Annotated in this window: 10 protein-coding genes; 5 read left to right on the forward strand and 5 right to left on the reverse strand. The window is 43.2% G+C overall.

Features of this window, described 5'->3' with window-relative positions; translation table 11 throughout:
* Positions 1-4: 4 nt before the first annotated feature.
* Positions 5-772 (forward strand): phycobilisome rod-core linker polypeptide, encoded by a 768-nt coding sequence (locus H6G92_RS08340; protein ID WP_190892742.1) that lies wholly within the window; start codon positions 5-7, stop codon positions 770-772.
* A gap of 142 nt (positions 773-914) precedes the next feature.
* Here the strand turns inward: H6G92_RS08340 and H6G92_RS08345 are convergent, their stop codons facing one another.
* Complete coding sequence (locus H6G92_RS08345) at positions 915-1835, reverse strand: RluA family pseudouridine synthase (protein ID WP_190893006.1); 921 nt, start codon at positions 1833-1835, stop codon at positions 915-917.
* A gap of 663 nt (positions 1836-2498) precedes the next feature.
* Here H6G92_RS08345 and H6G92_RS08350 point away from each other — a divergent pair.
* On the forward strand, positions 2499-3230 hold the full coding sequence (locus H6G92_RS08350) for a hypothetical protein (protein WP_190892743.1): 732 nt from the start codon (positions 2499-2501) through the stop codon (positions 3228-3230).
* A 223-nt stretch (positions 3231-3453) separates the two neighbouring features.
* Here H6G92_RS08350 and H6G92_RS08355 read toward each other — a convergent pair whose 3' ends face one another.
* On the reverse strand, positions 3454-3828 hold the full coding sequence (locus tag H6G92_RS08355) for a KGK domain-containing protein (RefSeq protein WP_190892745.1): 375 nt from the start codon (positions 3826-3828) through the stop codon (positions 3454-3456).
* A gap of 224 nt (positions 3829-4052) precedes the next feature.
* Positions 4053-5570, reverse strand: a complete 1518-nt coding sequence (locus H6G92_RS08360; RefSeq protein ID WP_190893008.1) for a thioredoxin-like domain-containing protein — start codon at positions 5568-5570, stop codon at positions 4053-4055.
* Between the two features lie 64 nt (positions 5571-5634).
* Here H6G92_RS08360 and glsA point away from each other — a divergent pair, with 64 nt between their 5' ends.
* Positions 5635-6555, forward strand: a complete 921-nt coding sequence (gene glsA, locus H6G92_RS08365; RefSeq protein ID WP_390625392.1) for a glutaminase A — start codon at positions 5635-5637, stop codon at positions 6553-6555.
* Here glsA and H6G92_RS08370 read toward each other — a convergent pair.
* A complete protein-coding gene (locus H6G92_RS08370) occupies positions 6532-8337 on the reverse strand; it encodes a HAMP domain-containing sensor histidine kinase (protein WP_190892747.1) in 1806 nt (601 codons plus the stop codon). The two genes, glsA and H6G92_RS08370, sit on opposite strands and share 24 nt — an antisense overlap.
* Positions 8338-8440: 103 nt before the next feature.
* Positions 8441-10096 carry a hypothetical protein gene (locus H6G92_RS08375; protein WP_190893014.1) on the reverse strand — a complete coding sequence of 552 codons (1656 nt, stop codon included), beginning with the start codon at positions 10094-10096 and terminating at the stop codon, positions 8441-8443.
* 537 nt (positions 10097-10633) lie between these two features.
* Here H6G92_RS08375 and psaA point away from each other — a divergent pair.
* Positions 10634-12892 (forward strand): photosystem I core protein PsaA, encoded by a 2259-nt coding sequence (gene psaA, locus H6G92_RS08380; protein WP_190892749.1) that lies wholly within the window; start codon positions 10634-10636, stop codon positions 12890-12892.
* 141 nt (positions 12893-13033) lie between these two features.
* Positions 13034-15259 (forward strand): photosystem I core protein PsaB, encoded by a 2226-nt coding sequence (gene psaB, locus H6G92_RS08385; RefSeq protein ID WP_190892751.1) that lies wholly within the window; start codon positions 13034-13036, stop codon positions 15257-15259.
* Positions 15260-15516: the final 257 nt, after the last annotated feature.

Raw genomic sequence — 15516 nt, forward strand, 5'->3', positions numbered from 1 at the left:
TAGAGTGGCAATTCCTCTGTTAACATATGACCCTTCAAGTCAAAACCAGCGTGTAGCTGCATATGAAGTACCGGGTGATGAACAGCCCAGGATTTTTACTACAGACAACATACTGTCCCCGTCAGATTTAGATGTTCTGATCGAAGCAGCATATCGTCAGATTTTCTTTCATGCCTTTGCTGCCGATCGCGAAACATTCCTAGAGTCCCAACTCCGTAATGGACAAATTACAGTCCGGGACTTTATTCGTGGGTTGTTGCTTTCTAATACCTTTAAGAAAAGCTTCTACGACCTCAACAGTAATTACCGCTTTGTTGAGCAAGTAATCCAGCGCGTTTTGGGACGCGACCCATACAGTGAGCGGGAAAAAATTGCTTGGTCAATTGTAGTTGCTACCAAGGGTATTAGAGGCTTTGTTGATGAAGTACTCAACACTGAAGAGTACCTGAGCAATTTTGGATACTCCACAGTGCCTTATCAGCGCCGTCGCATACTGCCATCCCGTGCTGCGGGTGAGTTGCCATTCAACATCAAATCTCCGCGATACGAAGATTACCACCGTGCCAAACTGGGTTTCCCCCAAATCATTTGGCAGGTCGAAGTCCGCAGATTTATCCCACAAGAGCAAAAGCCCAAGGCAGGCGATCCGGCTCAATTCTTGTCTATGGCACAAAGTGTCAATGCTGTTGGCAATCCACCACAAAGGATCTCGTCATTCAACATCGATATTGAAAAGTCTGTACCTTATCGCCAGCTGGCTGGTATTAAGTAACGATTTTTGGTCTGTGGCTAGCTAATACATCGATTTGATCATTTTATAGCGTGCATAAGTCTTGGGTTATGTAGGAGTTTCATTTAGGTATAACTAGTGGAACAGACTCTATCCCATGTCTAATGCACGCTAGTCGTTTGTTTTACGGTGCAGTTCGTCTTTTTAACATCTCCAAAAGTTTTGTAAAGTGGCTGGGAGGGTTTGCTGTCACCTCAATCAACTCTCCAGATACAGGATGCTGCAATTTTAGTCGCCAAGCGTGCAGTGCTTGACCGGGCAGATTTACCCCTACTGAATGACCAGAACTATAAACTGGGTCGCCGACAATGGGATGACCCATTTTGGCACTGTGGACGCGGATTTGATGGGTGCGTCCAGTTTCTAGTTGAAAGTGGATTAAGGTGAAGTTACCGAGACGTTCTAGTACTTGCCAATGAGTGACGGCGGCTCGTCCGCCTTGTTCAACAGGCATAATAGCCATTTTTTTGCGGTCTTGTGGATGGCGACCAATAGGCAAGTCAATTGTGCCACTTTCAACTTTTGGCGCACCGTAAACCACGCCCAAGTATTCTCTCCGTGCGGTTTTAGCTTTGAGTTGCGCTTGTAGGTGATGATGGGCAACTTCTGTTTTAGCGATCGCGATCGCTCCTGTTGTATCCTTATCCAATCGATGGACGATTCCCGGACGTTGAACTCCCCCAATCCCTGGTAAATTGGGGCAATGTGCCAATAGGGCATTTACCAAGGTGCCATCTGGATGGCCGGGTGCAGGGTGGACAACTAAGCCTGCGGGTTTGTTAAGAATGAGTAACTGATCGTCTTCGTAGAGGATATCTAAGGGGATATCTTCTGCTAGCAGTTCTAAAGGTTGCGCTTCTGGTATTTCGAGAGTGATGCGATCGCCTAGCTTAACATTGATCTTTTTGGATGTACAAACTTTGCCATTAAGTTGGACGTTACCCTGTTCGATTAACTGTTGGATGCGGGAACGGGATAAATCTGGTAATTCTTGGGAAAGGTAACGGTCAAGGCGATCATTGCCTTTAGTGTTGACGCAGTGTATCGTATCCCTGAAGGGAAGTAAGCTAGACGCTGCATCCTCCAGTAGAGTTGACAATCGTTCGCCCTTGGCGTTGGCCGAGCCATCGCTATTTTCTTGGATTTGTAAATTAAATTCGGTCACAATTGCTCTGGATTATTAATTCCCCATTCTTTAAGTAAAGCGCGGAATCCTTTTAGTTGGGCTTCTAAACTTATCTAAGTCAATTAATACAGCATAATTCAGGAGTCAAACAGGCTTTATATCTTACTTGTGTACTGAACCAAACTGAAATCTGCTGTAAAGTTTACTAGAATCTTCGCGCCATTCGCGTAGCGTTAGCGAATCCTTGACCATCTGACTCGCTAAAAATCCTCTATCCTTTTTAGGTCAATACGGTTCAGTTAAGGGCTACTGGCAAAAATTTGGGGTTTTCGAGACGCGATAAATCGCCGTCTCTACAAGTGTTTTGGTCTTATCTGAACTGTATTGCTTTTTAGGTCACCCTTTGGGCGTTTGCGTAGCCTACCGCAAACTATTGATCTAGATTTTATGTGGTAACTAGCAATTCCCTCAACAAATATAAGATTTTTAGTGATATTTCTGTAACATTTTGCTCATATAATTTACGGTTATGAGATAATTTCCTACTATTGTTTTACACAAAGTAAATTACTGAATATTCGTATGCCGCAAGTATCAATCCCTAGTGTGGAGTTACCAATTCATCTCTGTGCTAAAACAATTGCTCGACGTTTAATAGTTATAGTTATCAGTCTCACCTTTGCAGGTGTTTTAAGTAGCTATTTTTGGCTCTCAGAGTTTACTTTCCCATCTAGCAAATGGTTTTACGAACTATTTAGCCTTGATAGAGAATTGAATATTCCTGCTTGGTATTCTGCATTCTCTCTATTATTTTGTTCGGGATTACTTAAAGCAATTTCTGTTATTAAGAGGAAAGACAGCTATTCCTCTTACTGGAAAACCCTATATTTTATATTTGTATATTTGAGTTTGGATGAAGCATTTAGTTTTCACGAAATTTTGATCATACCGTCAGTACGGCAAGCGCTTAACCTCAATCCTATATTTTTCCAAACCTGGGTTATTCCTGGTGCAATTTTAGTAGCAGTTTTTGCATTTAAATATCTAAAATTTTGGCTCGATCTACCTCATAAAACTCGGTATTTATTTTTTACTGCCGCAGTTGTTTATGTGAGTGGAACATTAGGTATGGAAATGATCGGTGGGCTTTTGATAGAATATTTTGGTCGTCGCAGTTTCATAACATCAACAGGTATAGTTATTGAAGAATTTTTGGAAATGATAGGAATTGTGATTTTTATTTATGCATTGATAACTTACCTTAGCAGCTTGAAAAAAAATATTAAATTGAAAATTTATATATCTGAGAAATAAATTCATACATGGCAATAAGGCACAGGCGATTTTAATTGGAACAAAAAATATCGCACATCATCCGCTTAGTATATACAGCATCATTCATGGTTAAAATACAGGTACAACATCAATTTTTTCGGCTAGGAAAAAAGAGTTTACAATTATATAAAAATTTGCCACTACACCAACTCAATACCCATCTCTTCTCTGCAAATCTAACAATAACACCTGTATAATCTCACTATAACTTAATAGGTTCATCTGGATAAAATTGAAGATATAGATTATTTGCTTTGTGGCTATTAGGATATATAGATATCCTAATTTCTAATTTACCTTTCTGCCAGTTTTTTCCACTTTGAAGAACCTGACACTCTTTGACAGCATGTAGTTGAAATTCGGTAACTGGAATGGACTCGTCACGAGCAGGAATGTTGCCAAATAAATTACCAACTGATACATCAGAGATTTGAGCTTTATAGCTGCAAACTTTCTGATGCCATTTATTTGCAATTTCTCGTATGACTAGCTCTCTTAATTTACTTACTTTAAAAGTATCTTTATTAAAAAAAATGACATCATCTTCACACTCTAAAGAAATGAATTCGTTTTCCATATCGATGTCTATACTGTCAACTCAGAGTTGGCAATACTTGATTTTTTAGTTTACATTCAACATGAAATTATAATGTAAGATTATTGTTCTAAATCTAGTAAATATACTGAATATTAAATATAAAGAATATTAAGCGATCGCTCTACAACATTATTCTTTAATATCTCACCCCCAGACACAGATTTTTTCTGTGAGCCTTTACGCCTTCGCGCGAGTTAATCATTCTATAAATTAGGTGGAATACAAACATCCGGCGCACATAATCCAATAAATTCCAGCGTTGTCACTTCAAGAGTATTCAAATCTACGCGGCGGATGGCGTGGTTATTGGTATCACTAATATATAGATATGAATTCATAGCACTCAATCCCGAAGGTTCAAAAAACTGAGTTTTTTTACCCTGGCCATTTTGTAAACCAGCAGAACCATCTCCTAAAACTGTTTGACAATTCCCTGTACTGGGACTCACTAATTTAATTTTGTGATTGTAAGTATCTGCCACCCACAGAAAATCCTGAACATATTCCACTCCTAAGCAGTGTTGTAAACGGACATCTTCACCTTGTCCATCAACATCACCAAAACCAAATAAACCCCCATCACCACAAACAGTTCGCACTTGGTAAGGTTCTACAATTCCAACAACACGAATTGAGCTAACTTCACTGTCAGCGATATATAGTTCATTCCCATCTGTGCTGATACCACTAGGTTGAGCAAAGGCAGATTCGGTAAGTGAACCATCAACGCAAGCTTCTGCACCAGTACCAGCATAAGTTTTAATGATGCTATTTTCTAAGTCCATTTGCCAAATTTGATGCGGCCCAGCCATTGCTATAAACAAGGTATTTCCCACTTTCACTAAATCCCAAGGGGAATTCAGCACGGTTTCTAAACCAGCACCGCCATGAGGACGAATATTGCGGCTTTGTTCACCAGTTCCGGCGAGAGTTTCCACTAGCTGGCGCTTGAGATCAACTCGCCGTAGAGCATGATTTTCTGTATCAGCAACATAAAGAATTTGATTTTCGGCATCAAATGCCATTCCCTGCGGTGCAAAAAATTGCGCTTCGTTAAAAGCACCATCGGTTAAACCCGATTTCCCAGTACCAATCAAGTGCAGAATTTCGCCGTCGAAGCTACTTATAATCAGGCGATTATGTCCAGAGTCAGCAATGAATAAACCCGTTGGAGTAGCTAAGACTTTACCAGGAAAAGCTAGGGGTGTGATTAATGGTTGGCGCTGTTTTTCTAAACTCAAGCTGAGTTCTTGAAAATTAATTGTGCCTTTCTCTTGGTGTTGCTGAATTAACTTTTGAATCAATTCGTCTAAAGCGTTACGGTTTCCTTCACCAGAAATCTGGCCAATCACGTAACCTTCTGGATCAATAATTATTAATGTAGGCCAAGCACGCACAGCATACTCTTCCCAAACTCGAAAATTGCTGTCAACTAAAACTGGGTGTTCAATGTCGTAGCGCAGGATAGCTTGACGAACATTTTCTGTTTCCTTTTCGTTGTCAAACTTGGCGGAGTGGATACCGATAACAGTAAGACTATCTTTATATTTCTGTTCTAAATATTTCAGGTTTGGCAAAATATGCAGACAATTGATACAGCAGTATGTCCAAAAGTCTAAAATTACGACTCTACCCCTGAGTTCTTTAAGAGACAAGGGTTTATCAGTATTGAGCCAACAATAATTTTGCGGTAATTCTGGCGATCTGACACGGGGAATCATACTAATTTGTAATTCGTAATTCAGAAATGCAAGCATTATGCTTATTAACTATACGTAATTTAACGTGGCTATATCTGTTGTGAAAGGACTTGAAAAATTAACATTATCCTCTTGGATACAACAAGCTAAAACTAAAGCTGAACAAGGACAAGTTGCCGTTCGCATTCCACAATTGGCTGTAGCTAATCCTCATTGGTTTGCAGTTCACATCTGCTGTGAATCTGGGAAAAGTGTCAGCCTTGGGGATATCCTTTGTGTATTCCCATTAATGAGTACCATTAAGCCATTTTCCTTACTTTATCTGCTAGAACATTTTGGCGCAGAAACGGTTTTTGGGTGGGTTGGGGTGGAACCATCCGATGCACCATTCCATTCTTTAAAGCAGTTGGTTGCCGATCGCGGCCGTCCCCGCAATCCTATGGTTAATAGTGGAGCAATTACTCTCGCTGATAAATTACCAGGAAAGGATGCTAGCCAACGCACTCTTTTATTTTGTCAATGGCTCAACCAATTAGCAGGTTGCCAACTATATTTAGATGAGGTAATGCTGGCTTCAGTGCGATTAACACGCTCAACAGCCAATCAAGCGATCGCAAACTATCTTGCTAAAACAGGTCATCTAGAAAATCTGGAAACAGCACTTGACACCTACGAGCAAATATGCTGTTTATCTGGGCGAGTGGAAGATTTAGCTCTGTTAGGAAAACTCCTAGCTTTTGAAAATAGCTCTTTAGCATCACAAAACCGCCGGATTGTCAACGCTGTGATGTCAACTTGTGGGTTATATGAAGCTTCTGCCCAGTTTGCAGTCAGGATTGGTCTGCCAATGAAATCAGGGATTGGTGGTGGACTTGTAACAATAGTACCAAGTGAGGGAGCGATCGCTTGCTACAGTCCCGCCTTGGATACGGTAGGAAATCCGGTAGCAGGGCTTGCTTTTGTTGAGGCTTTATCGCAAAAGTTAGAGTTGAGCATTTTCGGATAAATGCTGCTTTTGAATCGGAAGAGAAATGATGAATTCTGTACCACTACCCACCTCAGATTTGCAGATTAGTTTTCCTCCGTGTTTCTCGACTACAATCTGATGACTAATCGAAAGTCCCATACCAGTACCAACACCTCTGGGCTTAGTAGTGAAGAACGTCTCAAAAATTCTTTCTTGAACATCAGAGGGAATACCAGAAGCATTATCAGTAATGCGGACAACTACCCAGTTTTTATCTTGAAGTTCAGTAGCGATCGCAATTCGTGGGTTGTCTTGAGGATTGTGCTCTTCCTCCAATGCATCAAGCGCATTGTTGATAATATTCATGAACACTTGATAAAGTGAGCTAGAAAAACCTTCAATACTAGGAATCTCGCCGTAGAAGCGCTCAATTGTAATGCCTTTTTTGATCCGATTATTGAGGATGAGTAGCGTACTATCTAGGCATTCATGTAGATTGACTGCATGTGCTTCTGCTTCATCCAGCCGAGAGAAGTTTTTCAAGCTCAAGACAATTTGCCGCACGCGATCGGCACCAAACTTCATCGATTGCAAAAGTTTGGGTAAATCTTCTTCTAGAAATTCTGCATCAATTTCAGTGGCATAGGCTTGCACCGCTAGAGGTGGATTAGGCACTTCTTGACAATAAGTCTGTAGCAATCCTAATAAATCGTCTACATATTGAATAGCAGGATCTAAATTCCCATAGATAAAATTCACCGGATTATTAATCTCATGAGCAATACCAGCTACCATTCGTCCTAAGCTAGACATTTTCTCACTTTGAAGCAATTGGGCTTCTTGCATTTGCTGCTGAAGAAAAGCTGCTGCTTGCTGTTCTTCCAGTAGACATTTCACTCTATGCAAAACTTGGTTAAATGCAATAGCAAGTATCCCAATTTCATCTGTAGTCATGACAGGTGCTTGCAGGTCAAAGTTAGATTCTTTGGTAACTCGCTGCGCCATGTTCGTCAGCATTTCGACCGGATGGGTAATGGTTCGACTCGTGAATAAAGCAAAAAGAGTAGCAATTACCACCGACAACATCACACTAGCAGCAATAATATAAATCCGCATTTGTGCTGCTGTCTTGAACGTAGCCGTCGCTGCTGTTAATTCCTCATAAGAAACCTTAATGACGGTAAGCAATTCATCAGAGATCCCGTCAAACTTGATTGCTAACTCACTGTTGGTAAACTTCAACAGTCGTTGTTGAGCGATCGCAATTTTCTTTTCAGTTAAAGGCGATAAATCAAGTTGCTGAAATAATTCGTCAAGTTGCCGAATATAAGTTTGTGGCAGATCATCATAGGTTTGTAGAAGCAGGGGAATATTCTCAGTATGTTTTTCACCCTTATAATCAGCACTTTTTGTATATTTTTGGAGTTCAGACCAGACTTGCTCAATTCCAAGTGCATGTATATCAGTAATATGGCTGTATTCCTCTGTATACAAGTTTGGATATGGCACTAATGGAATGAGTTGCTGTTGGTGCGTCCGTGTCTGGAGGATACCTGTCTGGAGACGATAAAGCAAATTGAGTTCTTTAAAAGCGTTTTGTTGCTCCTGCAACGCCTTTTGTTGATAGTGGTCTCCAAGGATTAATCCAATTGTGGTTCCCAAAACTCCAACACTGAGGGCAAGAGCATAACCATATTTAATTTTGTTACCAACACTCAGACCATTTGTAGCTCTTGAAAACCATCCTTTTCGGTTCGATTGTAGGACAGCAATATCGCCGGAAACTGCCTGAGAATTTGAACCTGGAGTCTGGGAAGCCATAGTAATCCTAAGTAAGAAATAAAAGCCAATCCTTACTTAGAATTCCCTAGTTGTTGTGCAAAAGTAAAAATTTTGCAACTTTTTGCTCACGATAGTAAACGAGTTATTTCAGTAACGGTGTTGATTCAGGAGTTGGTGTTACCTCTGGTTTAGTTTCTGCTGGTGGCACACTTGTTTCAGGTGCAGGAGACTCAATAATCTCTGGCAGCGTCGATGGCAAACTAGGAGATGGTGCAACTGGTGCTTGTGGGGTAGTCATCTTGCCTGCTCGACGGTTGAAATAACTGCCCAATCTAGATTTTATTGCTTGAGGGACAACTTTTTCAGGTAACGGCGTTGATTCAGGAGTTGGCGTTACCTCTGGCTGTGGTTCTGGTATTGGCGTAATTATTTCTGGTGCTGGAGACTCAATTATTTCTGGAAGTGTGGGTGGCAAGCTAGGAGATGGTGCAACTGGTGCTTCTGGAGTGGGGACTTTACCAGCCCGACGGTTGAAAAATCCACCCAATCGAGGTTTTGTTGTTTGAGGAGCAATTTTTTCCGGTAACGGCGTTGATTCAGGAATTGGTGTTACCTCTGGCTGCGGTTCTGGTGTTGGCGTAATTATTTCTGGCGGTGTCGGGGACAAGGTGGGAGATGGTACAACCGTTGGAACTTCCAATTTTGGTTGTTCTGGTTTGGTTGGCTCTGTTTTGGATTCTTTTGGAATTTCAGTTTCAGGAATGGGCTGTTTTTCTACCTTCGGTTGTATCTGGGGTGTTTTTTCAATAGAAGGCGTGGGTGTAGGTGTGAGTCTATAATTCTGGTCTACAACGGGACGCACCTCATCTGCTGTGAGTTCTCCTCTCACAATTCTCGACAAAGTGTCTTTACCCTTTGGCTGGTAGTCAATTAGTCTGACTGTGGTATTAAAGGCATTTTTGACAGGATTTCCCTGATTATCAAGAAATTCCAGTTTTACCCAGTTTTTACCAGGTTGGAAACCTTTAAGATAAACTGCTTGCCAGCGATCGAAAATAAAGCTTTCACCATTAATTGTGGAGCGGATGCGCCAATCACTGAATTGGTCGTTAGCGTTTTCCTTCCCAACGAGGTGCAGGGGAGCGTTAGTTAGATAAAAGTCCAGTAAGATTGGTTCGGCTCCGTAGCTGCTTTGAGGACGGCTGTAAGTTAGCAGTGGTAATTTTGAATCTGGGTTGTTGTCGTCGGTTTTGGTGAAGACGTGAAATGTTGTCTGGGCATAAGCGCCTTCATTCTTAAAGCTTTCATGCCAAGGACGGGAGGCAAAGACGCGCAAGGTATGAGTACCTGGAGACAAGTTTGGCAAAATCAAGGGCTGATTCAGGTCGTAAACAGGTATATAAGGTTGGTTATCCAGAATTACGTGGAGATGGGGCCCCAGTTGTAATTGTGGGTCTTTAAATATTGGTAGATCCTTAACCTGAAAACTGGCAGTGGCTTTGTTGTCTTGGAGAACTTCATCAGCTTGTGGAGTAACAATTCTCACTTGTGGCTGATAAACTTCCAAAATTGTCCGCAGTTCTTGGATAACAGATGGTGGGGAAACTTCCGAAAATTGCTTTGAAATTTGAGAAATCTGTGGAGAGTTTTCTTTATAGCCAATAGATACTTCCTGGCTACCAGCTTTCTCGCCACAGCTGGTCAAGCTTAATACCAGCACCAATGTTATTACCCACCTGAGAATCGGGAACCTCTCAGGGAGGAGCTTCTCTAACACCTTTTTCTGCCACAAGTTCATGCGTTGCACCCAGTGATAGTCTTCGACAATCGACAGATTATTTTGGCTCAAACTGTCCATAGGGAACAATAGCCCAAAAGGTTAAATCTGCCTCACATCCCATAAGTTTTCCTGTGTCTGTCTCAGGAAATTTTCAAATAAGTCATATTCTTTACAGCTTTTTACTTACAACAATGAAAATATGACACAAATGTTCATGATTAATAGCAGCAAAAACTGGAATATCGGCTATATACAACCAAACCATAAATTTTACAAATTGTTATTCTTTGTAAATAAAATGGATAATCTATTGACTTTTGGACAAATAGTTTTCAGTTAAAAGGCAGATCAGGCAGGAATTCCAGCAAGTTTGAATTATTGTTAAAATATCTCCAACTATCTCTAACAATGTACAAGTGAAGACTCTATAATTCAACGAGAAACAACTATCCACATAGGTCTTCATCGCGGCTTCAGTAAAATTCTGGAATTTGCGGTAATGGTTAACTTTGTGGTATTCATGATTCCTCATTCCTTATCAAGAGAGGAGGTCGAATGACAATAAGTCCTCCGGAGCGAGAGGAAAAAAAGGCAAGAGTAATCGTCGACAAAGACCCAGTACCTACCTCTTTCGAGAGATGGGCCCAACCTGGACACTTTGACAGATCCTTAGCCAGAGGTCCCAAAACCACCACATGGATTTGGAACCTGCACGCACTCGCCCATGATTTTGATACACATACAAGCGATTTAGAAGACATATCCCGGAAGATATTCTCAGCCCACTTCGGCCACTTAGCCGTAGTGATGGTTTGGTTGAGCGGGATGATTTTCCACGGCGCGAAGTTTTCTAACTACGAAGCTTGGCTAAGCGACCCGTTGAACGTTAAGCCTAGTGCTCAAGTTGTTTGGCCCATTGTGGGACAAGACATTTTAAATGGTGATGTTGGCGGTGGTTTCCACGGTATTCAAATCACCTCCGGTTTGTTCCAAGTATGGCGCGGCTGGGGTATCACAAACTCCTTCCAGCTTTATGTGACTGCGATCGGTGGCTTGGTATTAGCAGGCTTATTCCTATTTGCCGGCTGGTTCCACTACCACAAACGCGCTCCCAAACTGGAATGGTTCCAGAATGTGGAGTCAATGCTGAATCACCACTTGCAAATATTGCTAGGTTGTGGTTCCTTGGGATGGGCTGGTCACATAATCCACGTATCCGCACCGACCAACAAGCTTTTGGATGCAGGCGTTGCTCTCAAAGACATACCCTTGCCCCACGAGTTCATCTTGAACAAAGACTTGTTGACTGAGCTGTATCCCAGCTTTGCTGCTGGTTTAGCACCTTTCTTCACCTTGAACTGGGGTCAGTATGCTGACTTCCTGACCTTCAAGGGCGGTCTAAACCCGGTAACAGGCGGCTTGTGGATGACTGACATTGCTCATCACCACTTAGCGATCGCAGTTCTCTTTATTATTGCTGGTCACCAGTACCGTACCAACTGGGGTATTGGTCACAGCATTAAAGAGATCCTAGAAAACCACAAAGGCCCTTTCACTGGTGAAGGTCACAAAGGTCTCTACGAAAACCTGACCACATCTTGGCACGCTCAGTTGGCTACTAACCTGGCCTTCTTGGGTTCGCTGACCATCATCATCGCGCATCACATGTACGCGATGCCCCCCTATCCATATTTGGCAACTGACTACGCTACGCAGTTGTGCATATTCACTCACCATATTTGGATCGGTGGCTTCTTGATTGTTGGTGGAGCGGCTCACGCTGCTATCTTCATGGTGCGTGATTACGATCCAGTTGTGAACCAAAACAACTTGCTGGATCGGGTAATTCGTCACCGTGACGCGATTATTTCTCACCTGAACTGGGTGTGTATTTTCCTCGGCTTCCACAGCTTTGGACTTTACATCCACAACGACACAATGCGTGCATTGGGTCGTCCTCAAGACTTGTTCTCTGATACAGGGATTCAATTGCAGCCAGTATTTGCCCAGTGGATACAAAATATCCACGCCTTGGCTCCTGGTACAACTGCACCCAATGCCCTAGAACCAGTTAGCTATGTCTTTGGCGGCGGTATTTTGGCAGTTGGCGGTAAAGTGGCAGCAGCACCCATTGCTTTGGGTACAGCGGACTTCCTAATTCACCACATTCACGCCTTCACCATTCACGTCACCGTCTTAATTCTGCTCAAAGGTGTACTATACGCCCGTAGCTCTCGTCTGATTCCAGATAAAGCAAACCTGGGCTTCCGCTTCCCTTGCGACGGTCCTGGTCGTGGCGGTACCTGTCAAGTGTCTGGTTGGGATCACGTATTCCTCGGACTCTTCTGGATGTACAACTCCCTGTCTATTGTAATTTTCCACTTCAGCTGGAAGATGCAATCAGATGTTTGGGGAACCGTAGATGCAGATGGGACTGTAACTCACATCACTGGTGGTAACTTTGCCCAAAGTGCTATTACCATCAACGGTTGGTTACGAGACTTCTTGTGGGCACAAGCTACACAAGTCATCAATTCCTATGGCAGCGCGCTATCTGCCTATGGTCTACTCTTCTTAGGCGCTCACTTTGTCTGGGCATTCAGCTTGATGTTCCTGTTCAGTGGTCGCGGCTACTGGCAAGAACTGATTGAGTCCATTGTTTGGGCGCATAACAAACTGAAGGTAGCACCAGCAATTCAGCCTCGCGCTCTGAGCATTATTCAGGGTCGGGCTGTAGGGGTAGCTCACTACCTCTTGGGAGGAATTGCCACAACTTGGGCATTCTTCCATGCACACATCCTTTCAGTAGGGTAGCAATCAGTTATTGAGTGCTGAGTGCTGAGTGCTGAGTGCTGAGTGTTGAAAAAATACTCAAAACTCAGAACTCAGGACTCAAAACTCAGGACTCTAGACGCTGATATTTGATGGCTAAAGGTCAGAGGATTTATTAAACCTATGGCGACAAAATTTCCGAAATTTAGCCAGGATCTCGCACAGGACCCGACTACTCGTCGGATATGGTATGCGATCGCTACAGGCAACGATTTTGAAACCCATGATGGCATGACGGAAGAAAATCTTTACCAAAAGATTTTCGCAACTCACTTCGGTCACTTGGCAATCATCTTCCTGTGGGCATCCAGCCTCCTGTTCCACGTGGCCTGGCAAGGTAACTTTGAACAGTGGATTAAAGATCCCCTTCATATCCGTCCCATCGCCCATGCGATTTGGGACCCCCACTTTGGTAAACCAGCGATTGAAGCTTTTACCCAAGCTGGCGCTAGTAATCCCGTAAACATTACCTACTCTGGTCTCTACCACTGGTGGTATACCATCGGTATGCGCAATAACAGTGAACTGTACACAGGTTCTGTGTTCCTGTTATTGTTTGCGGCCGTACTCTTGTTTGCTGGCTGGCTGCACTTGCAACCCAAGTACCGTCCTAGCTTGGCATGGTTTAAGAGTGCTGAACACCGCCTAAACCACCACTTAGCAGGTTTGTTTGGTGTTAGTTCATTGGCTTGGGCTGGTCACTTAATTCACGTTGCTGTCCCCGAAGCTCGCGGTCAGCACGTAGGTTGGGATAACTTCCTCAACACCCCACCCCACCCAGCCGGTTTGACACCATTCTTTACAGGCAACTGGGGTGTTTACGCTCAAAACCCTGACACTCCTGGACATATCTTCGGGACATCGCAAGGTGCAGGAACTGCAATTCTGACTTTCTTGGGTGGTTTCCATCCCCAGACAGAAGCTTTGTGGCTGACTGACATAGCTCATCACCACCTAGCGATCGCAGTTTTATTCATTGTTGCTGGTCACATGTACCGGACAAACTTTGGGATTGGTCACAGTCTCAAAGAAGCCTTGAATGCCAAGAATTTCTTTGGTATTCCTGTTGAAGGACCGTTCAACCTACCTCACCAAGGTATCTACGACACCTACAACAACTCCCTGCACTTCCAATTAGGTTGGCACTTAGCAGCGCTAGGTGTTGTTACTTCCCTGGTAGCGCAGCACATGTACTCCATGCCTTCCTACGCATTTATTGCAAAGGACTACACAACTCAGGCAGCGTTGTACACGCATCACCAGTATATTGCTGGATTCCTGATGCTTGGTGCTTTTGCTCACGGAGCAATCTTCTGGGTACGTGACTACGACCCAGAGCAAAATAAAGGCAACGTACTTGAGCGCGTATTGAAGCACAAAGAAGCGATTATTTCCCACCTTAGCTGGGTATCCCTTTTCTTGGGCTTCCACACCCTTGGTTTGTACGTACACAACGACGTAGTAGTTGCTTTCGGTACTCCTGAAAAGCAAATCTTGATTGAGCCAGTATTTGCTCAATTCGTCCAAGCTGCAAACGGTAAAGTACTGTACGGTTTAGATACATTGCTATCTAACCCTGATAGTATTGCTTACACAGCATGGCCCAACTACGCTAACGTTTGGCTTCCAGGCTGGTTAGATGCCATCAATGCTGGTACTAACTCCCTATTCTTAACAATTGGCCCTGGCGACTTCTTGGTACACCATGCGATCGCTTTGGGTCTGCACACCACCACCTTGATCTTGGTCAAAGGTGCTTTGGATGCCCGTGGTTCTAAGCTGATGCCCGATAAAAAGGACTTTGGCTATGCCTTCCCTTGTGACGGCCCCGGTCGTGGCGGTACTTGCGACATCTCAGCTTGGGATTCCTTCTACCTCGCTACATTCTGGATGCTCAACACCCTTGGTTGGGTTACCTTCTACTGGCATTGGAAGCATCTAGGTATTTGGCAAGGCAACGTAGCTCAGTTCAATGAGAACTCTACATACCTCATGGGCTGGTTCCGCGATTACCTCTGGGCTAACTCTGCTCAGTTGATTAACGGTTACAACCCCTATGGCGTGAATAACCTGTCTGTCTGGGCTTGGATGTTCCTGTTTGGACACCTAGTTTGGGCTACTGGCTTCATGTTCTTAATCTCCTGGAGAGGTTACTGGCAAGAGTTGATTGAAACCCTTGTTTGGGCACACGAACGCACTCCTCTGGCTAACCTAGTTCGCTGGAAAGACAAGCCCGTTGCTCTATCTATTGTTCAAGCTCGTGTAGTTGGTCTAGCTCACTTCACTGTTGGCTACATCGTGACTTATGCTGCATTCTTGATTGCTTCTACTGCTGGTAAGTTCGGTTAATTCGGCTGCTAGTTTTGTAGATAAGTAAGTAGATAAGTAATAAAATTCCCCTGCCGCAAGGTGGGGGATTTTTTCTGAAATCAATTTTGTAGCTGGATGAGGTTAGGGATATGACGGAACATTCGGAATATTGAATATTAGAGATTTCTTTTCATCCAGAGAGGTATGAGAAGGATCAAGAAAAGGATGCTTGGTTTAAATCAGGAATTTTCTGCGTTGAACGTTGAACACTACCCTGCAAAGAAATGCTACAACCA

This window comes from Nostoc foliaceum FACHB-393 (assembly GCF_014698505.1).
In the GTDB taxonomy this organism is placed as follows: domain Bacteria; phylum Cyanobacteriota; class Cyanobacteriia; order Cyanobacteriales; family Nostocaceae; genus Nostoc; species Nostoc foliaceum_A.